The organism is Streptomyces longhuiensis (genome assembly GCF_020616555.1).
Lineage (GTDB): Bacteria > Actinomycetota > Actinomycetes > Streptomycetales > Streptomycetaceae > Streptomyces > Streptomyces longhuiensis.
In genome coordinates, this window is sequence record NZ_CP085173.1 from 9,466,391 (window position 1) to 9,485,721 (window position 19,331).

Below are 19,331 nucleotides of genomic sequence, written 5' to 3' on the forward strand. Positions count from 1 at the left end.
CCAGCCCCGGCACCGCCGCCCACCTACGCGAGCCATCGACGACGAGCGCGCCCCGGAGCCGGCGAAGCTGCGCGGACTGCTGCTTGTACTTGATGCTCGTTTTCGAGGCGTGCCGGTAGGCGTCGCGGCGTTCCTGCAACGCTCCGTTGCAGGGGGAGCAGTGGTCCCGCAGCATCTCGCCGAGCGCGGCCGTCCGGCCAACGGTGGGCCGCATGAGGCGCTTGTACGCACGCATCACCCGGTCCACCCCCTTCGGCTCTTGTGGGCGACATGGCCGAGGCCGTTGACATCCCCGCCGCAGACGGAAGATCCATGCGCACTTGACCCGTCAGAGCGGCCCCGAGATGCGTTTCCCGCCCCGGCCGAAGCCGGGGAAACCCTCGCAAGAGAGGACGGCCTCTCATGCGAAGACGGCGTCGAAGGCGTCGGTGAACTCCGCATCTCTGTCCCGGATCAGGAACCTCATCTGGTCAACGCGGTCGTCCAACGCCATGAGGAGGTTACGAGCTTGCTGGCTGCTCAATTGCCGGTCGGGTGGCCGCACCGCGGACGACGGTTCGAAAAAGACCTGGCAGATGGTCTTGGGTGTGGTTACGATGCCCGCGATGAACACCTTCTCCTCGTTGGGATCGGAGGAATCGTCCGCGCAAGGTGAGTGCTGATGGCACATCACTTCACGCAGGAGATTCCGGCCCACCTTCTGATGTGGCAGCGCGTACGCAGGTACGCCGTGCCACCGTCCATGATCGAGACCGCGACCGCGCGCCGTACAGCCGGTGACTGGGCGGGGGCCTGCGCCGCCGCCCGGGTCGACGTCGACCTCGATCTGCGCGCCGTGCGCCACCGCCACGGCACCGATATCGCCACTCTCATCCGTGCGGACCTGCGCAGGCTCGCGCCCGATCTGCTGCGCTGGCACATGCCCAGGGTCGCCCCCGACGGACGGCTCCGGCCCGGTCTCACCATCTCCTTGGCCCGTTACGGAAGGTGCGGCGGCACGCCGCTGCATCTCGTGGTGCGGACACCGCCCGCCCAGGCGGACGCCGGACAGCGGATGTCACTGGACGTGTGGGAGGGCTCGGCGAACGACCGTCCCGCGAACCGTCCGTACCTCCATCCGCATCCGCATCCCGACCGGCGTTTCCGGCTCGATCTGCACCGGCATCTCTGGGATTCGGCGCGAAGCGGCGAACTGGCGCGGCGGGGAGGTGCGCCGTCCGTGGCGCCACCCGGTCGGCCCGTCCTGCACGACTCCCCGTGGGCAGTGGCCAGTTGGGCCGCCGAAGCAGAGTTGCTGTTGCGGGCCGAGGGGCGCTCTCGCGGGGCCTTCACCGTACGGCTCGGGGCGCGCAGCCGTGCCCTGCTCGAAATCGTCGCCCCCGACGACAGCCACGCGACCACGCTCCGGCCGCTGCGGGAGACACTGCCCCCGCAGGAAGTCGCGGTGCTGCCCGTGTTGCCTGAGGTGGCGGCCCGGGTTCTTCCGGATCTGGAGCTGCTGCGGGCCGGGCTCGTCGCGGTCGGGCAGCTGCATCCGCTCGTGGCCCCGGCGGTAAGGGGATCTGCCCCGGTGTCCGTGGCGGGCCGCGACCCCGAGCCTGGCGACCCGCACCGGGTGGAGTGCCGGGGCGAGGTCCACCGCATCGCGCTGCGGGACGGGGTGCTGACCGCGGTCGATCACGACTCGGCCCAACTCCGGCGCGAGGAGCTGCTGGTGGCGCTCGGTGGTCCGGCGCTGCCCTGCCTGCGGGCGATCGACGCGGTGCACCGCAGCCCTGAGGCGCTTCCCGCGGTACGCGAACGGCTCCGCCACGGTGACGTCACCGGTGCGCTCGCGGTGGTCGAGAGGCTGCTCGGTCCCGGTGCGGTGCTTCGCGACGGGCCGCTCAGGGACGAACTGGAGTCGGCCGCGGTCCGCCGGATCGACCACGGGCTCTTCCGCGCGGGGCTGGCCGACGTACCCGCCGGCCCAGGCGAACCACGGGGCGGGCACGCCTCGGGCGCGCGGCACACGGAAGCGGGCCACCGACCCCGACTCGGCCGTGCTACGCCCCTCGAGTCGCGCCGCAAGCGCGGCAGCAGGGGCCGGCCTCGCACCGGTCTGATCTGACCGCCCTCACACGTCAGCCGACTCGCCGACATCCCCTTCCCGCACGGCGCGTTGCGCACCGCACGCGCGCGCGACATCCGGAACGGCACGCCCGTTCCCCTCTCACACTCAGGTGATGCCCATGACTTCCAGCACGCTCCTGCCCGCCTTTGCTCCCGCCACCTCAACCTCCGAAACTGATACGAACCTGGCCCTCGCTGGCCAACTCCTCTCCCTCCTGCGGACGACGGCCACCGAGCCGCGCCCCGACGAGCAGCTCGAAGCGCTCACCCTGGCCGTCGCCGCCGACCTCCCCGTGCTGCTCTGGGGAGAGCCGGGCATCGGCAAGACCGCTGCCCTGACGCAGCTCGCCACCTCGCTCGACCTGCCGCTCACGACGGTGATCGCCAGCGTCCACGAGCCGTCCGACTTCTCCGGGCTACCCATCGTGGGCGACGACCCGGCCGTGCAGGGTGTGCCGATGGCGCCGCCGCAGTGGGCCGTCGAACTCGTACGCGCCGGCCGGGGGCTGCTCTTCCTGGACGAACTCTCCACCGCCACCCCAGCCGTCCAGGCCGCACTGCTCCGCGTAGTCCTGGAACGACGGGTCGGCACGCTCCAACTGCCGCCAGGCGTACGGATCGTGGCCGCCGCGAACCCGCGCGCCTCGGCAGCGGACGGGTGGGAGCTGAGCCCGCCGCTCGCCAACCGCTTCGTGCACCTGAACTGGGTGCACGACCGGGACGTGGTGGTACGCGGCCTCGGCGGGGTCTGGCCCCGGGCGGAGCTGCCCAGGCTCGCACCGGAGCGGCTGTCGGAGTCCGTGGCATTCGCCCGGCATGCGGTCTGCGGATTCCTGAAGGCCCGGCCGACGCTCATCCACCGACTGCCGGGGTCCGAGACACGGCGCGGCGGTGCGTGGCCGTCGCCCCGGAGCTGGGAGGCCGCCCTGACCCTGCTCGCCTTCGGCACGGCGGCGTCCGTCTCCCGCGACGTCCTCGCGCTGCTGGTGCGGGGCGCGGTGGGGGACGGGCCGGGGCTCGAACTCCTCGCCCACCACGACCGGATGGACCTGCCGGACCCGGAGTCGCTGCTCGCCGACCCGGCCGCCGCCGAGCTGCCGGAGCGGGGCGATCTGCGCCAGGCGGCGCTGGAGGCGGTGGTGGCTGCCGTCGGTGCACGGCCGGAGCGGCACCGGTGGGAGGCGGGCTGGGCCGTGCTGGTCAGGGCCATGGAGACCGGAGCCCCAGACCTTCTGGTCGCCCCGGCGACGGCGCTGGCCGGGCTCCGACGAGACGACTGGGAGGTACCAGAGGTGGTGGAACGGCTGGCCGGCGTTGTCGGGCTCGTCCGCACCGCGGATCGGTCGGTGGAACGGGTCGCGGCAGCCGCCGACGCCCGCCGCGCGACGGGGGCGCGCCGATGACGGCCGCGCACCACGTCGGACCAACCCCTCTCCCACGATCGGCGACGGCTGCCGCGAAGCGCCCGGAACCACGCCCCCTGCCGCGCCCCATGTCCCCGCCGGCGCCCCCGCGCCCGGTGCGGGCGACACCGCCGCAGCGACCGGACCGCCACGGAGGGGCCGACGACCGGATCAAACTCCCGCTGGACTGGGAGAAGTTGCTGGCCGCACGGCTGCACGCGGTGAAGGTCCGCCCCTATCTGGCCGACGCGCTCTTCGCGCTGCATGTGGTGGAGGACCGTGCGGTGCCGACGATGGCGGTCGACGCGCACTGGCGCTGCTACGTGTCGCCGGCGTTCGTGGCCCGCACACCGGTGGAGGAACTGGCGGGCATCTGGGTGCACGAGGTCTCCCATCTGCTCCGTGACCACCACGGACGAAGCGAGCGGTACGCACGGGAGCACGAGGAGTCTGGACCGGGCGAGCGGCTGCGACGGAACATCGCCGCCGACTTCGAGATCAACGACGACATCTACGGTGACGGACTGCCCCGGCCCTTCGGAGCGGTCGTGCCGTCACTGCTGCGACTGCCCGACGGCCTGCTGATGGAGGAATACCTACGGACGGCGTCGATGTCCGGGCTCGCCGCGGAACTGGCCTGGCTGGACTGCGGCAGTGGTGCCGACGGGCACGACCGGGCGTGGGAGCTGGGGCCCGACGGGGCGAACGGACTCACCCGGCAGCAGCAGGACGCCGTCCGCTTCCGGGTCGCGGAGGGCATCAAGGGCAGACCTGGCCACGCGCCGGAGGGATGGCGGCGGTGGGCCGACGAGGCCTTCCAACCGCCGCAGCCGTGGCGGCAGTTGCTGGGCGCGGCGGTCCGCTCGGCAGCGGGTGCGCCCGGAGTGGGGGAGAACCACACCTACCGGCGTCCGTCCCGCCGATCGTCGAGCGTCCCTGGAGTGGTGCTGCCGAGCCTCCGCCGTACCCCGCCCCGTGTCTGCGTCGTCATCGATACCTCCGGGTCGGTGAGCGACGCCGAGCTGGGCAGCGCGCTCCTCGAGGTCGCGGCGATCTCGCGGGCCGTCGGAGGACGGCGCGACCTGGTCTCGGTGATCTCCTGTGACGCTGCGGCCGGCGTTGCCGTCCCTCTGTGCCGAGCCGAGAGCCTCGAACTGCTCGGCGGCGGCGGAACCGATCTGCGCTCCGGTTTCGCCCGGGCGCTCCGTTCCCGACCCCGCCCCGACGTGATCGTCGCCCTGACCGACGGGCAGACGCCATGGCCCTCCGGGCAGCCGCCCTGCCGCACTGTCGTCGGTCTGTTCCCGCGACCCGCCCGCGCCACGGACGAGGACGACCCCGACTATGTCCCGGACACACCGCCGTCCTGGGCGCGCGTCGTCATCATCGGTTGAGGAAGGTACCTGGCGCCTGGCCCGGGCCGGGCCTTGTGCTGGCCCTCCGAGCAGTACGACCCGGCCGGAATGTGACCGACCGAGCTGGTGAGAGGAGAAGGACGGCCCGGCGGGCGTGGAGCCCGCCGTGCCGATCCTGTGCCGCTCGAGAAGTCATTGCGCAGGCGGCAGCGAGGACGCAGCTGCCGGCACCATTCTGGGGTGTGCTCCTCTAGAGCTGTCACGAAAACTCAACTCACGGACGGGTTCGCCTCGTTTGAGGGGTCCTGCCCCTCTTACAGGCTGCGAGCGGTGATGTCTCCGTAGGAGGTGGTGGCCTGGATGGTGAGTGCGGCGTTGGCGCCGTCGGTGTTCTTCAGGGTGTTGTGGATGCGGCCGTAGGTGGTGCCGGCGTCGAGGGTGGCGGAGGTGCCGCGGGCGGCGCCGATGGTGATGTCACCGGACTCGGTGCGCAGTTCGACCGTCCCGCTCGTGGCCTCGGCGATGTTCAGGTCGCCCTTCTGGGTGCTGATCTGCGCGGGGCCGGTCAGGCGGCCGATGAGGATGTCGCCGGCCTGGAGGGTGAGGTGGGCGCTCGCGGTCTCGTCGAGCTTGACCGTGCCCTGCGCGCCGTCGAAGGTGACGTCGCCGAGGCGCCCCACACCCCGCAGTTCGGTGGCGGCGGTCTTCGCCTCGATGGGGGAGCCGGCGGGCAGTTGGACGGTGACTTCGACGGATCCGGAGTTGCCGAGGATGCGGTTCTTCGCGGCGGCTGCCTCGATGCGCAGGACTCCGTCCGCGTAGGCGACGGTGGTCTGTTCGGCGGCCTTGATGTCGCGGGTCTTGGACTTGTCGGTGGGCAGGATCTCGACGCATGTGTCGGTGCGGTCGGCGGCGATGAACTGGATGCGTCCTGCGGGGATGTCCAGGACGGCGGTGACGGGGGAGGGGGTGTCGAACTTCTGCATGGTGTGCTCCTTGAATCCGTTGTTTCTGATGGGCGAAACGCTACGTTGCATTCAAGGATCGAGCAACAGTCTTGTTGCGCAAGAACCCTATAACTGCAGGTAGTTGTAGGGATTTCATTGCAATGGTTTGAACTCTAACGCAACAGCCTGCCTCCTGGTTGTTGCAATGAAATGAGAGTGAACGCTATAGTCGACCCGCCGGCTCCAGACACGGAAACCGGCACGTGACGCCGTTCGCCGCCGCTGGGTGCCGGGGTTGGTGCAGGGGTGTGAAGAGAAGGGAGTGCGTAGTGCCGGGAGGCAGACTTACTCAGCCGGAGCGTCAGCAGATCGCGCTGGGGTTGGCCGATGGCCTGGCCTATGCCGAGATCGCCAGGAACCTGGAGCGCCCGACGTCGACGATCACGCGTGAAGTGATGCGTAACGGTGGCCCGACCGCCTACCGTGCGGACCTCGCGCACCGGGCTACGGAACAGCGGGCCCGCCGCAAGCAGCCGTCGGCGCCCCGGGATCCGGGCGCGCCCACGCAGGCTTATGGGCGTGACGCGGAAGCGGTGCGCGCGTACGAAGAGACGTTCACGACCGTCCTCATACAGTCGGGCACGCCGAAGATGATGGCGCGGGTCATGTCCTGCCTCACTCTCACCGACACGGGCAGTCTGACCGCGGCCGAACTCGTCCAGCGCCTGCAGGTCAGTCCTGCTTCCGTCTCGAAGGCGGTCGCGTTCTTGGAGAGTCAGGGCATGGTCCGCCGGGAACGCGATGAACGCCGCCGTGAGCGTTATGTCGTGGACAACGACATCATGTACCAGTCGATGATGGCGTCCGCCCGCTCCACGGCCCACATGGTCGACATCGCGCGCCAGGGCGTCGGCGTCCTCGGGTCGGGCACTCCGGCCGCGACCCGTCTGGAGAACATCGCCCGCTTCCTCGACTTCGTCTCCGAAAGCATCGCGCGCGCGGCGGAACAGGCCCGCGACATCCTCCACACCCAACCCGAACCGCCAGAAGACAGCACTACCTGAGCCGCGCCCACACCCGGACAGTCTGCCTGTCACTTGAGGGAGAGGCGCTCGCGCTGATGACGGGCATGCCATGTCCGCCGGGCGCAGGCGGGACGGCTGTGGGAAGTCCGGTTCGGGCAACAGGTGCTGAACCGGCCTTTTCGGGGGTCCGAGGTGGTCGATGACTCGGTCCGTGGCGGACGTCGAGGTCCCGAACTACGGGCCGAGCTGCCGCATCGTCAAGTTCATTCGCCAGTACGCTGCGACCGGCAGAACGCGCTCCTCCAGTGCCAAGCCCAAGGGCCTTCTCCGGCCGGTGCCGCTCCACCGCACCGCAGCGCGGTGACGAGTTTGCGGAAGCTCCGCGGGCTCAGCCCGGTGAACAGGAACTATCCACGACGACGGTGACGCCGTGATCACACCAGTCACACGAAGACGATCACACCTGGTGCGCCCTATGAGGAGCGTGTGACGGCTTTGCGGGCGTCGGCCAACCGCAGCCGATTCTCCTGCAGCCACTCCGAGCCGACATCGATCGGCACACGTACTGCAATCTGCGTCGACGGCGAGTCATGCACCGTGACCTCCAGCGGATCATCCGGAGCCACCTCCAACCAGGCGCTACGGCCACCCGCTGGCCACTCGGCCCCCTCATCGGCCTGAAGAGCATCGAGACACCGTTCCCACTCATCCAGGTCCTCCAGCGACACCCGCAACCCAACCCGTCCAGTGATGAAGCCGCTCTCCACAACAATCTCGGCCGCGTAGTACCGCTCTTCCTCCATCAGCAAAGGCTCACCGCATCTCACCTCAACCGTGACACTCTGAACCGAATCTGCGAAACGGAAGAGTTCGAACGCCTGCACTTCGTCGACCACAGCAGTTGCCTCGTGAACACTCGATGAACCAGGTTGCTCGTGATCCTCTCCCACGCACCGTCCTACAGGACAGCTTCACGAGACACATTGCGGGCCAACCCTTAGCTAGGACTTGTCCGTTCGATCATGTGACAGAGGTAGCTGGGAACCGTGGTCTTGCCTGCTCACTGAGGGGGTCACAGAGGAGCCGACTCCACCCTGCCCGTAAAACGGCCCCCCACTTGATCCGCGAGCCAATGGACGCGGGCGATCTGGTCTCCGTTGCGGTTCCGCGCGTGCACGTGGACGGTGTGGTCCTGTGAGGGTTCGCTCTGGTAGAGGTCCCGGGAATTCACGCTCAGCGTGAGGTAGGCGTACTTCTGTGAGATCTCCTCCAGTCCCGCTTCGGGAACCGCCAGCCATGCGTCCAGATCCCACCGAACAGAAGCGGGATCTGGCCCCAGGGCGGCGATGAAGGGCTCGGCGCGATCTAGCGGACGCCCCCAGTCGAACACTCGGATCGGCAGGCAGTCTGCGGGATTGTCACCGGCCTCCGACGAACCATGCTCTTTGCCGGCCGACGCCGACCATTCGAGGTCGGGCAGTACGCGACAAACGTGCTCCAGGACATCCGGAGACCTGATCAGGGCTTCGAAATCGACCTCGCCCTGACGGATGTCTGCCATGTCCAGCAAGGTTCGCACGGCACGTATCGCTTCGGGGAGGTCGGCGGTGGTGAGGATGGCAGACGCATGCGAGTTGCTCATCCCGGAACCATAGAGGGGCACTCGCGACCCTGCCCAACGAGTTCTGGACTGCCGAGTGTTTGACGGACCGAAGCCAGTTGGCAACCGCCGCTGCGGTGACGGTTCCAAGGAAGACGCAACTGCGCTTGTCGTGCCGCTCGGACACCGGTCGCAACTGCTTGAGCCAGTTGACCGCCCGTTGTTGAGGGTGCGTCTTGGTTACTCGTCAGTGCGGAAGACCTGGGCCGCTCAGGGCTTTGCCAGCCGCCTGCTCAAGTGGGAAGGCGCCCAAGCCCTCGGCCGTAAGCTGGAGATCGTCCCGCCAGAAGCCGGGGTAATGCGGGTTCTCAGTCCAGCCCAAGTGGTGGGCGGTAGAGCCGACTTACGTTTGGTCGGCGGCCCATCGCCGCCTGACCCACGACTCCGAGACCAGCCCCGCCGCTGCTGGGACGGCCATGAACCGCCGGGTGTGATGGCCGGCGTCATGGTCCGCCGACCGAGCAGCGGCCGATCAGCCCCTCGTTCAAGACCTTGGGGGTGAGGTCTCCACCCCGATCTGGGATGATCGCGCTGTGTTGCGTAGCGTTGAGATCACTGCCGAACTGGCCAACTCCTTGCGAGGCGAGAGCTTCCACAACCTTCACTGGCAGAAGAAGCTGGAGCTGAGTCTGGACTGCTTCGTCTGCCAACGCTCGGGGCGTACGACCTCCTTCCAGTACGGCCAGGAGTACGCCCTGTGCTCGGCCGATTCGGAGCACCCCGAGCACCCCACGGCTGCCAGGATCGCCGCCTTCGACGTCACCGACGAGCAGGAGCGCACGGCGCTGCAAGTCGCCGTCGACTACTGGTGGGCGCCTTTCCACGACGCGAAGCGCAATCAGGCGGCCGCCGCGCTGTCGCTCACACCGTGGGTCCGCCTGTATCTCGGGTACTACTGCCCGCAGGCCCGGCAGTCCGGGACGTTCAGCATCCAGACCAACATGATTCGTCCGGTACGAGACTCGTGCGACCACTGCGACCAACTGCTCGCCACCAGCAAAGACGCTCCCGCCATCCGGCTCCTCACCTGAGCCCTATCCCCGTGTCTTTGCCAGGCGAACCCGTGCACGCGCCGGTACTCAGCCACTGGCGTCAGGTCCACCGGTGCTCTCACTGGCCCGTCCGCACGTTCGCCACGGGCCGGATCTTGCGGACTCATCGGCCATGCACTGGACCCGGGCAGCCGAAGACGGTAGGTCCTGGTCGACGCGATGGGGGACCATCAGCATCAACATTTCGTTGAAATTCTCGAGAGTGGGATGAAATACGGTAGAGGTGTCCTGAGCAGCTGATACCACACGGAAATGGGCAACGGATACATTTCTGAGTACTCCAGGTTCATTCAGTCTCAGGGGCAGAGTGATCCAGGTTCATACGGCTGCGGGACCAGGCCGGGTATCGCCGGCGGGTCCTGCATACGGCCCGTTCCGTAAGACGAGCGGAGTGCGACAGGCGACGGAGGCCGAATGCACACGAACGCGCAGCAGGCCGCACACTCTGCGCCGCGGCGAGGGCACCGCCACAGGCTGCTGGGCCTGAGCAGCCTCGCCGGCCAGCTGATGTGGGTACAGCTGGGGCTCGTGGTGGTCCTCGTCGGCGTCACGGTCCTGGCGCTGGTGCTGCAGTCGCGCACGGCCATCTTGCGGGAGGCGGAGCACCGTTCACGGGCGGTGGCCGAAACCTTCGCGCAGGCGCCGGGAATCGTGCCGGCGCTGGACAGCTCCGATCCCAGCGCGGTCCTGCAGCCCTGGGCCGAGCGGGTTCGCCGCAAGGCCGGTGTCGACGCCGTGGTGGTCTTCAGCCCGAAGGGAATCCGCTACACCCACCCCGATCCGAAGCTGATCGGCAAACACGTGGTCGGTCCCTACAAGCCGTCCCTCACCCGCGGGGCGTTCACCCGCACGGCCAAGGTGAGCACCGGCGTCACGGTGGTCTCCATCGTGTCGGTCACCCGTAACGACGGTTCGGTGGCCGGATTCGTCTCGGTGGGCATCACAGTGAAGCGGCTGCACAGCACGGAGGCGGCCCAGCTGCCTGTCCTGCTGGGCGGCGCCGCGGGCGCCTTCCTCCTCTCGGCGGGCGCAACGCTGCTGGTCGGCCGCCGGCTGCGCCGGCAGACCCACGGTCTGGGCCCGGTCGAGCTGACCCGGATGTACGAGCATCACGACGCGGTGCTGCACGCGGTCCGCGAAGGCGTACTCATCATGGACGCCGACCACCGTCTGCTGATGGCGAACGACGAGGCGCGGCGCCTGCTGGGCCTGGGACCCGGCAGGGAGGGCGAGCGGATCACGGACCTGGGAATGGACCGCCGGACCGTCGATCTGCTCACCGCCGACCACGTCGTCTCGGACGCCGTCGGCCCGGCCGGCGACCGGCTCCTGGCGATCAACATCCGGCCCACCGACGCGTCCGGCGGCCCGGCGGGCAGCGTGGCGACCCTGCGCGACACCACGGAGCTCCGCGCGCTGTCGGGCCGTGCCGAAGCCGCCCGGGAGCGACTGCGACTGCTGCACGACGCAGGGGCCAGGGTCGGGACCACACTCGACGTGCGCCGCACAGTTCAGGAAATGGCAGATGTGGCCGTACCTCGGTTCGCCGATCTCGTCACCGTCGAGTTGGCGGACCGAGTCATGCGCGGTGACGAACCGTCGCTCCCGAGCGACCTGCTGCGTCGCATGGCGGTCAGCGCGGGCCCGTCACCTGGAGGCGGGACCAGTGCCGCCGGCAGGTCGGCCGGCGAGGACTCGGCCGCGGTGGCGCCCGGCGCGCACCGTACCGGACGTGTGCCCCAGGGCCCGGCCCCGTCAGTGCATCCTTTCCCCGTGGATGAGTCGGTCTCCTACTCCCTTCCGGCCCCGCAGGCGCAGGCGATGGCGACTCATCAGGCGGTGCTCGAAGCCGACTTGGCCGGCCTCGAGGCACGCCTGGAGGAGTCCGGGTACGACGGACGGATCCGGGAGCCGGGGCTCGGTTCGCTCATCACCGTGCCGGTCATGGCCCGGGGCGTGGTGCTGGGCGTGGCCAACTTCTGGCGGCACCAGGCGTCCGGTCCGTTCGACGAGGATGATCTCTCCTTGGCGGAGGAGCTCGTCGGCCGGGCCGGCATCAGCATCGACAACGCCCGCCGCTTCACGCGGGAGCACACCACTGCGGTGACCCTGCAGCGCAGCCTGCTGCCCGGGGCGCTGCCGCACCAGGAGGCGGTGGAGGCGGCGTACCGCTACCTGCCGGCCCAGGCCGAACAGGCCGGGGTGGGCGGCGACTGGTTCGACGTCATCCCCCTGCCCGGGGCGCGGGTGGCGCTGGTCGTCGGAGACGTCGTCGGCCACAGCCTGCACGCGGCCGCCACGATGGGCCGCCTGCAAACCGCGGTACAGAGCTTCTCCGCGCTGGACCTGCCCCCCGACGAACTGCTCGGCTGCCTGGACGAACTGGTCACCAAGATCGACGACAACGTCGGTCCGGACGCTGACCGGATCTCCGGCGCGACCTGTCTGTACGTCATCTACGACCCGGCGTCAGGACACTGCACAATCGCGACGAACGGCCACCCCGGGCCCGCGCTCGTGCAGCCCGACGGCACGGTGTCCTTTCCCGACATCCCCGTCTCACCGCCACTCGGCCTCGGCGGCGAGCCGTTCGAGAAAGCCGAACTGGACCTTCCCGAAGGGAGCCGGCTGGTCCTGTTCACCAACGGTCTGGTCGCCGACCGGCACCGGGACTTCGACACCGGCATCGAGCAACTGCGCCAGGCGCTGACCGGGCTGCCGGACGCCACGCCGGAGGAGAGCTGCCAGGGCATCCTCGACGCAGTACTGCCGCCGCACCCGAGCGACGACATCGCCCTGCTCGTCGCCCGGACCCGCCGACTGGATGTGGAGCACATCGCCGAGTGGACAGTGGACCGCGACCCGGCCGCCGTCGCGCACATTCGTACCGAGGCGGTCGGCCGGCTCGCCGCGTGGGGTCTGGAAGAACTCGGCTACGCCACCGAACTGATCCTCAGTGAACTGGTCACCAACGCCATCCGCTACAGCACCGGCCCCATCCAGGTCCGGCTGATGCGCACCCGCAGCCTGATCTGCGAGGTAGCGGACGGCAGCACCACGGCCCCGCACCTGCGTCGGGCGGCGACAACTGACGAAGGAGGCCGCGGGCTCTACCTCGTCTCCCGCTTCGCTCAACGCTGGGGCACGCGCTACCTGGACCGAGGCAAAATCGTGTGGACCGAACAGTCGCTGGTTGCCGAAGCACTGCCCGTGAACGGCGTCACGGACGACGCTCTGCTGGATCAGTGGGACGACACGGGCTGGTGACGACCGGACCCGGCCCGCCCATGACTGAGCGAGCCGGAAGATGCACGGCTCCGTTTCCACTCGGCCGCGCATTTCGGTAAGCAGGAACAGCGCGGTGGGCGGGGTGTCCGCTGCGTGGGAGGGTTCAGTCCGTGGCGATCAGCATTCCGCCCTCCTGGGCTCGCCAGCTGTGCTCACCGCCCCGTCGGCGATGTCGCGGACGTCCAGCGTCATTTCGCCGTCGTCGTCTTTGCGCGCGGTCATGGCCGGCAGCCGCAGGGTGTGAAGCAGGTGCCCGGTGCCCGGTGCCCGGTGCCCGCGTCGAGGATGAGGAGGTCGGCGCGGACCCGGCAACCGGCGTCCGTGGGAGTGAGGGACGGCTGGCGCACGACGTACACCCGGCCGTCAGCGATCTGGCCGGTGATGCTCGCCGTTGGCTCACCTCCCCGCTGCCGGGTCGCGATGAGCGGGACGCGGACATCGCACTGAGAGGCGAGGCGGGGCGGGGAGCTGTGGCGGGGGGCGGGTGACCTCAATGGGCCGCGCCCCGAAGGGAATTACTCGGCCGTGTCGAGCTCCACGTCCAGGCCCTGGGTCGTGTTCCAGAACTCGGGGCCTGCATTCTGGAGCCGGGTGGCGGCGTGTTCGAGGTGGCGGCGGGCAGCTGTGCGGGCCGCCTTGGGGTTGCCCTGCTCGATGGCCGTGAGGATGGAGTCGTGTTCCTCGCGCACCGCGTCGTAGAAGTCGTCGCGGCGGGCTTCGTTGGCGCGGGTGACGCGGATGCCGCCCCGGGAGACTTCGCCGAGGTAGCGGAGGGTGGAGACCATGACCGTGTTGCCGGTCGACTCCGCGATGGAGCGGTGGAAGGCCAGGTCCTCGTCGGCGCCGTCGCCTCCCGCCGCGACCGCCGCGTCGATCGCGGCCAGGGCCTGCCGCATCCGCGCGTGGTCGTCGGCGGTGGCGCGGGTGGCGGCGAGCTCGGCCGCCTCGCCCTCCATGGCGCGGCGGACCTCGACGATCTGCAGCACCTTGGCCTTGGTGTCGGTGCTGTCGGTGGTGTCGGCGTCCAGGTCGAGTGGACGGGTGCGCCGGGGCAGGACGAAGACGCCCCGCCCCTGGCGCGCCTCGACCAGACCCGCGTTGCTCAGCCGGGACACGGCCTCGCGGATCACGGTGCGGCTGACACCGAGCTGCTTGACCAGTTCGACCTCGGTCGGCAGTTTGTCGCCCGTGGTCAGCCGTCCGGACTCGATCTCGTCCGCGAGCATCGCGGCGACGCGGTCCGCGAGCCGGACGGGCCCGTCCACCTTGGTAAACATGGTTGTCAGTCTATCGGTGTGGACTTGGCCGCCGTGGCGGTGACCGCTTCCGCGTGGTCGGCGACGTACTGGCGCACGACCGCCGCGAAGTCCGCGTCGGGCTCAAGCCCGAGCCGGGCCGCGCGGGCGTTGTCGAAGGCGGCCGGCCACGAGCCGACGATGGCCTCGACGGCCGGGTCCGGCGCGACCTTCACCAGGTCGGCGACGGCGTCCCCGGCGACCTGACGCAGCGTGTCGAGGATGTCGGCGACCGTGACCGTGAGGGCCGGGAGGTTGACCGGGAGGCTGCCGGACAGTTGCCCGGGGCCTTCGCCGCGCTCGGCCTGGGCCACGCGCAGAATGCCCTCGACCGTGCGGCGCGGGGAAGCGAGGGCGACCCGCAGGTCCGGGCTGACCGGGCAGGTCGCATCGAGCCCGGCCAGCGGCTCGCGGACGATGCCGGACAGGAAGCCGGAGGCCGCCGCGTTCGGCTTGCCGGGGCGTACCGAGACAGTCATCAGGCGGGTGACGCGGCCGTCGAGGAAGCCGCGGCGGGTGTATTCGGCTATCAGCTGCTCGCAGATCCGCTTCTGGACGCCGTAGCTGGACTGCGGCGTGGGCAGCGTGGACTCGCTGACGACCTCCGGCAGCGGCAACGCGGCGTCCGAGCCGTAGACGGCGACGCTGCTGGCGAAGACCACCCGCACCGATACACCGCCGGCGGCCGACTGGGCGCGCGCGGCCTCGAGGAGGGCGCGGGTCGTGTCCAGGTTGGCGCCCATGCCGAGGTCGAAGTCGGCCTCGCACTCGGCGGAGACTGCGGCCGCGAGGTGGATCACCACGTCCACGGGCTGCGCGAACAGGTCGCCGAGGCGCTCGGTCAGGTCGCCCTGGACCACGTCCACGAGCGGGTCGGCGGCCAGCGGCGACCCCTGCGGTACGAAGAGGTCGGCGAGCACGAGGCGGGTGATGGGGGCGCCGTCGAACGTGCGCTGCTCCAGCAGGGCCTCGGCGACCTGGCGGCCCAGGAAGCCGAAGCCACCCGTGATGACGATCCTCATGCGTTTTCTCCTTGGAGCTTGTTCAGCCAGCCGAGACCTTCGCTCGTGCCGGCCTTGGGGAAGTACTCGCAGCCGATCCAGCCGTCGAAGCCCAGCTCATCGACGACGGACATAAGATGACGGAGGTTCAGTTCCCCGGCATCGGGCTCGTGACGGTCGGGGACGCCCGCGATCTGAAGGTGGGCGACGCGGCCGGTGGGCAGGTCGCGGCGGAGTGTGGCGGTGAGGTCGCCCTCGACGATCTGGCAGTGGTACAGGTCGAGCTGGACCTTCAGGTTGGGGGCGCCCACCTCTTGGACGACGGCGTGGGCGTCGGCCTGTCGGCTGAGGAAGTAGCCCGGCATGTCACGGCCGTTGATCGGCTCGATCAGGATGTCGACGCCCGCCGCCGCGGCCTGTTCGGCGGCGTACGCGAGGTTGGACAGGTAGGTCGCGCGGTAGGGCGCCGGGTCGGCGCTCCGCGGTACCAGGCCCGCCATCATGTGCACGCGCGGGCAGTCGAGCGCGGCGGCGTACTCCAGGGCGCGGTCGACGCCGTCGCGCACCTCCGCCTCGCGTCCGGGCAGCGCCGCGATCCCGCGCTCACCCGCGTCCCAGTCCCCGGGCGGCGCGTTGAACAGCACCTGCCGCAGGCCGTGCGCGTCGAGACGGCGCCGCAGCTCGGTCACCTCGTACGCGTACGGGAAGAGGTACTCGACGGCCTCGAAGCCGTCCGCGGCGGCCGCGGCGAAGCGGTCGGGGAAGTCGTGTTCGGGATACAGGGTGGACAGGTTCGCGGCGAACCTCGGCATGGTGACTCCGTTCGGTGTGAGACCGGTTCGGTCAGCGGTTGACGACGCTCTTCTTGGTGGCGAGGACGGCCGCGGCGCCGATGACCAGGCCCAGCGCCAGGACGTACATCGGTATCGCCGTCGAGTCGGTGGCGTCCTTGAGCGAGCCGATCATGTACGGGCTGACGAAGCCGGCCAGGTTGCCCACCGAGTTGATGACGGCGAGCCCGGCGGCGGCCGCGGTGCCGCTGAGGAAGGCGGTCGGCAGCGACCAGAACAGGGGTGCGCAGGTCAGCACGCCCGCGGCGGCGATCGAGAGCGCGATCAGGGACAGCGCGGTCGACCCGGTCCAGCTCGCGGCCAGGGAGAAGCCGACGGCGCCCATCAGGCTCGGGATGACCAGGTGCCAGCGGCGCTCGCGTCGCTTGTCGGCGGAGCGTCCGAAGAGGTTCATCGCGACGAGCGCGGCCAGGTAGGGCACGGCGCTCAGCGCGCCGATCGCGAAGCCGCCCTCGATGCCGGTGGACTCGACGAAGGTCGGCATCCAGAACGTGAGCGCGTACTGGCCCATCACGAAGAAGAAGTAGATGAGGCACATCAGCCACACCTTGGGGTCGCGGAACGCGTCCCACGTCTTGCCGTGCTCGGTGTGGTGCTTGGTGTCCTCGGCGAGAGCTCGCTCGATGACGGTCTTCTCGTCGTCGTTCAGCCACTTCGCGTCGCGCACGCTGTTGTCCAGGTAGAACAGCGTGATGACGCCGACGGCGATGGCGGGCAGCGCCTCGATGAGGAACAGCCACTGCCAGCCGTTCCAGCCGCCGGTGCCCTCGAAGACGTCCATGATCCAGCCCGAGAGCGGGTTGCCGAAGATGCCCGCCACGGGGATGGCCGACATGAACAGCGCGATCACCCGGGCCCGCCGGGCGGACGGGAACCAGTACGTGCAGTAGAGGATCACGCCCGGGTAGAACCCGGCCTCGGCGGCGCCGAGCAGGAACCGGAGTGCGTAGAACGTCACCTCGTTGCTGACGAAGACGAACAACGCAGAGACCACGCCCCAGCTGATCATGATGCGGGCGATCCAGGTGCGGGCGCCGATCTTCTGCAGCATGAGGTTCGAGGGGACTTCGAACAGGAAGTAGCCGATGAAGAACAGGCCGGCGCCGAGGCCGTACGCCGCCTCGCTGAAGCCGAGGTCCTCGGACATCTGCAGCTTGGCGAAGCCGACGTTGACCCGGTCGAGGTACGAGACGACGTAACAGAGGATCAGGAAGGGGACGATGCGCCGGATGACCTTGCGGAACACGGCGTTTTCGCGCGCGAGTTCGGGACTGTCGGTCGTTGTCACGGTCGTGGACATGAGGGGCACTTCCTCGTGCGGCTCAGTGGTTCTCGAGCGGATGGGGACGGGAGGGGGAGCGGGGTTCTACCAGGAGGCGCCGAAGGCGGTCCTCAGTTCGGCGATGGCGTCGCCGGTCAGCGGCTCCGGCTTGCGGCCGGTCGTCAGCCAGAGGCGTGCGGTCTCCTCCAGCTCTTCGAGTACGGCCAGTGCGGAGGCGGCGTCGGGGCCCCAGACGACGGGGCCGAGCCGGTCGAGCAGCACCGCCCGGATGGGAGTGCCGTTCGCCGCACGGGAGCTGATCCGTTCGGTGACCAGGTCGGCGACGCGCGGGTCACCGGGCCGGTGGTAGGGGACCAGCGGGACGTGGCCCACCTTCATCACGTAGTACGGGGTGAGGGGCGGGAGCACGTCGTCCTGCTGCCACACGCCGGCCAGCGTCAGCGCGACCAGGTGTGTGGAGTGGGTGTGGATGACGAACCGGGCGGTGGGGTCGGCCGCGTAGATGCGCCGGTGCAGCGTGAGCGTCTTGCTGGCGCGGTCGCCCGCGATCTGCCGGCCGTCTCCGTCGACCCGGGCGAGCCGCCCGGCGTCGAGGAAACCGAGGGCCGCGTCGGTCGGCGTGATCAGGTGCCCTTGGCCGTCGTCGAGCTTCGCGCTGATGTTGCCGGCGCTGGCGTGGACGTAGCCGCGTGCGAACAGGCTCGTGCCGACGCGGACGATCTCGGCGCGTGCGAAGTCGGCGGCCGTGTCGATGTCCTGTGACTTGTGGTCCTGGGTCACTGGGATTCCTCGGTCAGGCGGGTGAAGGCCGCGGTGAAGAAGTCCGGACCGCCGAAGTTGCCCGACTTGAGCGTGATGTGGAGGGTGTCGTCGCCGCCGGGCAGGGTCGCCGCGCACCACGGGACACCCGGGTCGATCTGCCCACCGATGCGCAGGCCCGTGAGGCCGAGCGCCTGCACGACGGCGCCCGAGGTCTCGCCGCCCGCTACCACGAGCTGCCGCACCCCGCGCTCGACGAGTCCCTGGGCGACGCGGGCGAGTGTCCGCTCGACCAGCTCACCTGCCTCGGCGGCGCCGAGCTGTCCCTGCACCGAGCGGACCGCGTCCGGCGACCCGGTCGAGTAGACGAGCACGGGCCCGTCGGCGAGGTGCTTGTCGGCGAAGGCGAGCGCCTGGGCGGCGACGTCCTCGCCGGCGGCGATCCGCAGGGGGTCGACGCTGAACGCGGGGCGCCCGGCGCTGAGGAACTCCCGCACCTGGCCGTTCGTGGCGGCGGACACCGAACCGGCGACGACAGCCTGCAGGCCGGAGGCAGGCGGCAGCTGGGCAGCGTCCGGGGACGGTTCGAACCCCCAGTTCGCGGGCAGCCCGATCGCCAGCCCCGAACCGGCGGTCACCAGGGGCAGGTCCTTGACCGCCGCACCGAGCCGTACGAGATCGTCATTGGACACGGCGTCGACGATCGCGGCGCCGACGCCCTGTGCCCGCAGCTGCGCGATCCGGGCCCGGACCGCGTCAGCGCCTTGCGCCACGGCCTTGTGGTCGATGAGACCGACCGGCCGCGTCGTCTGCGCGTCGAGCACGGACACCAGGTTGGAGTCGGTCATCGGCGTGAGCGGGTGGTGTCGCATGCTGGACTCGCCGAGCAGGACGTCGCCGACGAACAGGTGGCCCTTGAAGACGGTGCGCCCGTTGTCGGGGAACGCGGGCGTCGCGACGGTGAAATCGGTGCCGAGCGCGTCCATCAGGGCCTCGGTGACCTGGCCGATGTTGCCGGCCGGCGTCGAGTCGAAGGTGGAGCAGTACTTGAAGTAGATCTGCTCGGCGCCCGCGGCGCGCAGCCACTCAAGGGCACGAAGGGACGCCTCGACGGCCTCGGCCGCCGGGACCGTACGCGACTTGAGGGCGATGACCACCGCGTCCGCGTCGGCCGCGGGATCAGTGCCCTCGGCCGGGACGTCGATCAGCTGGACCACGCGCATTCCCGCGCGCACCAGGTTGTTGGCCAGGTCGGTGGCGCCGGTGAAGTCGTCGGCGATGCACCCGAGGCGGACGCTCAC

Annotated in this window: 16 protein-coding genes and 2 pseudogenes; 6 read left to right on the top strand and 12 right to left on the bottom strand. The window is 69.9% G+C overall.

Annotation, left to right across the window (positions count from 1 at the left end; translation table 11 throughout):
* Positions 1-16: 16 nt before the first annotated feature.
* Positions 17-238, bottom strand: a pseudogene (locus LGI35_RS43105) (RNA-guided endonuclease TnpB family protein); the annotation flags it as partial.
* A gap of 162 nt (positions 239-400) precedes the next feature.
* Complete coding sequence (locus LGI35_RS46440) at positions 401-613, bottom strand: hypothetical protein (protein WP_341483484.1); 213 nt, start codon at positions 611-613, stop codon at positions 401-403.
* Between the two features lie 48 nt (positions 614-661).
* Here LGI35_RS46440 and LGI35_RS43115 point away from each other — a divergent pair, with 48 nt between their 5' ends.
* From LGI35_RS43115 to LGI35_RS43125, 3 genes are all read left to right on the top strand, one after another.
* Entirely contained in the window at positions 662-2,110 is a 1,449-nt protein-coding gene (locus LGI35_RS43115) for a hypothetical protein (protein ID WP_227299880.1), read from the top strand.
* Positions 2,111-2,231: 121 nt separating this feature from the next.
* Positions 2,232-3,515: an AAA family ATPase gene (locus LGI35_RS43120; RefSeq protein ID WP_227299881.1), complete on the top strand. Its 1,284-nt coding sequence runs from the start codon at positions 2,232-2,234 to the stop codon at positions 3,513-3,515.
* 89 nt (positions 3,516-3,604) lie between these two features.
* A complete protein-coding gene (locus LGI35_RS43125) occupies positions 3,605-4,909 on the top strand; it encodes a vWA domain-containing protein (protein WP_227299882.1) in 1,305 nt (434 codons plus the stop codon).
* Positions 4,910-5,184: 275 nt separating this feature from the next.
* On the opposite strand, the gene LGI35_RS43130 is transcribed toward LGI35_RS43125, so the two are convergent.
* Positions 5,185-5,856, bottom strand: coding sequence for a DUF4097 family beta strand repeat-containing protein (locus tag LGI35_RS43130; RefSeq protein ID WP_227299883.1), 672 nt, complete (start codon positions 5,854-5,856; stop codon positions 5,185-5,187).
* Between the two features lie 290 nt (positions 5,857-6,146).
* Between LGI35_RS43130 and LGI35_RS43135 the strand changes: the two genes are divergently transcribed.
* Entirely contained in the window at positions 6,147-6,881 is a 735-nt protein-coding gene (locus tag LGI35_RS43135; protein WP_227300755.1) for a MarR family transcriptional regulator, read from the top strand.
* 198 nt (positions 6,882-7,079) lie between these two features.
* On the opposite strand, the pseudogene LGI35_RS43140 reads toward LGI35_RS43135, so the two are convergent.
* The 3 genes and pseudogenes from LGI35_RS43140 to LGI35_RS43150 all read right to left on the bottom strand — a co-directional run.
* Positions 7,080-7,289 (bottom strand): annotated as a pseudogene (locus tag LGI35_RS43140) (helix-turn-helix domain-containing protein); the annotation flags it as partial.
* 26 nt (positions 7,290-7,315) lie between these two features.
* Complete coding sequence (locus LGI35_RS43145; protein ID WP_227299884.1) at positions 7,316-7,738, bottom strand: DUF5959 family protein; 423 nt, start codon at positions 7,736-7,738, stop codon at positions 7,316-7,318.
* A gap of 176 nt (positions 7,739-7,914) precedes the next feature.
* Positions 7,915-8,484 (bottom strand): hypothetical protein, encoded by a 570-nt coding sequence (locus tag LGI35_RS43150; protein WP_227299885.1) that lies wholly within the window; start codon positions 8,482-8,484, stop codon positions 7,915-7,917.
* A 551-nt stretch (positions 8,485-9,035) separates the two neighbouring features.
* Between LGI35_RS43150 and LGI35_RS43155 the strand changes: the two genes are divergently transcribed.
* The gene (locus tag LGI35_RS43155; RefSeq protein WP_227299886.1) at positions 9,036-9,533 is read left to right on the top strand and encodes a hypothetical protein; all 498 of its coding nucleotides are present in this window, start codon (positions 9,036-9,038) and stop codon (positions 9,531-9,533) included.
* A 435-nt stretch (positions 9,534-9,968) separates the two neighbouring features.
* The gene (locus tag LGI35_RS43160) at positions 9,969-12,821 is read left to right on the top strand and encodes a SpoIIE family protein phosphatase (protein WP_227299887.1); all 2,853 of its coding nucleotides are present in this window, start codon (positions 9,969-9,971) and stop codon (positions 12,819-12,821) included.
* 536 nt (positions 12,822-13,357) lie between these two features.
* Here the strand turns inward: LGI35_RS43160 and LGI35_RS43165 are convergent.
* From LGI35_RS43165 to otnK, 6 genes are all read right to left on the bottom strand, one after another.
* Entirely contained in the window at positions 13,358-14,119 is a 762-nt protein-coding gene (locus LGI35_RS43165) for a FadR/GntR family transcriptional regulator (protein WP_227299888.1), read from the bottom strand.
* Positions 14,120-14,124: 5 nt separating this feature from the next.
* The gene (gene denD / locus LGI35_RS43170; RefSeq protein WP_227299889.1) at positions 14,125-15,159 is read right to left on the bottom strand and encodes a D-erythronate dehydrogenase; all 1,035 of its coding nucleotides are present in this window, start codon (positions 15,157-15,159) and stop codon (positions 14,125-14,127) included.
* On the bottom strand, positions 15,156-15,950 hold the full coding sequence (gene otnI, locus LGI35_RS43175) for a 2-oxo-tetronate isomerase (RefSeq protein WP_227299890.1): 795 nt from the start codon (positions 15,948-15,950) through the stop codon (positions 15,156-15,158). The genes denD and otnI overlap by 4 nt, the downstream gene beginning before the upstream one ends.
* Before the next feature lie 31 nt (positions 15,951-15,981).
* The gene (locus LGI35_RS43180; protein ID WP_227299891.1) at positions 15,982-17,289 is read right to left on the bottom strand and encodes an MFS transporter; all 1,308 of its coding nucleotides are present in this window, start codon (positions 17,287-17,289) and stop codon (positions 15,982-15,984) included.
* A 66-nt stretch (positions 17,290-17,355) separates the two neighbouring features.
* Positions 17,356-18,051 carry a class II aldolase/adducin family protein gene (locus tag LGI35_RS43185; RefSeq protein ID WP_227299892.1) on the bottom strand — a complete coding sequence of 232 codons (696 nt, stop codon included), beginning with the start codon at positions 18,049-18,051 and terminating at the stop codon, positions 17,356-17,358.
* The gene (otnK, locus tag LGI35_RS43190; protein ID WP_227299893.1) at positions 18,048-19,331 is read right to left on the bottom strand and encodes a 3-oxo-tetronate kinase; all 1,284 of its coding nucleotides are present in this window, start codon (positions 19,329-19,331) and stop codon (positions 18,048-18,050) included. The genes LGI35_RS43185 and otnK overlap by 4 nt, the downstream gene beginning before the upstream one ends.

Bases quoted from the DNA above. Each gene is read 5' to 3' on its own strand.
- LGI35_RS43130 (WP_227299883.1), bottom strand. From the start codon at position 5,856: ATGCAGAAGTTCGACACCCCCTCCCCCGTCACCGCCGTCCTGGACATC.
- otnI (WP_227299890.1), bottom strand. From the start codon at position 15,950: ATGCCGAGGTTCGCCGCGAACCTGTCCACCCTGTATCCCGAACACGAC.
- LGI35_RS43150 (WP_227299885.1), bottom strand. From the start codon at position 8,484: ATGAGCAACTCGCATGCGTCTGCCATCCTCACCACCGCCGACCTCCCC.
- LGI35_RS43120 (WP_227299881.1), top strand. From the start codon at position 2,232: ATGACTTCCAGCACGCTCCTGCCCGCCTTTGCTCCCGCCACCTCAACC.
- LGI35_RS43165 (WP_227299888.1), bottom strand. From the start codon at position 14,119: ATGTTTACCAAGGTGGACGGGCCCGTCCGGCTCGCGGACCGCGTCGCC.
- LGI35_RS43115 (WP_227299880.1), top strand. From the start codon at position 662: ATGGCACATCACTTCACGCAGGAGATTCCGGCCCACCTTCTGATGTGG.
- LGI35_RS43160 (WP_227299887.1), top strand. From the start codon at position 9,969: ATGCACACGAACGCGCAGCAGGCCGCACACTCTGCGCCGCGGCGAGGG.
- LGI35_RS43180 (WP_227299891.1), bottom strand. From the start codon at position 17,289: ATGTCCACGACCGTGACAACGACCGACAGTCCCGAACTCGCGCGCGAA.
- LGI35_RS43125 (WP_227299882.1), top strand. From the start codon at position 3,605: ATGTCCCCGCCGGCGCCCCCGCGCCCGGTGCGGGCGACACCGCCGCAG.
- denD (WP_227299889.1), bottom strand. From the start codon at position 15,159: ATGAGGATCGTCATCACGGGTGGCTTCGGCTTCCTGGGCCGCCAGGTC.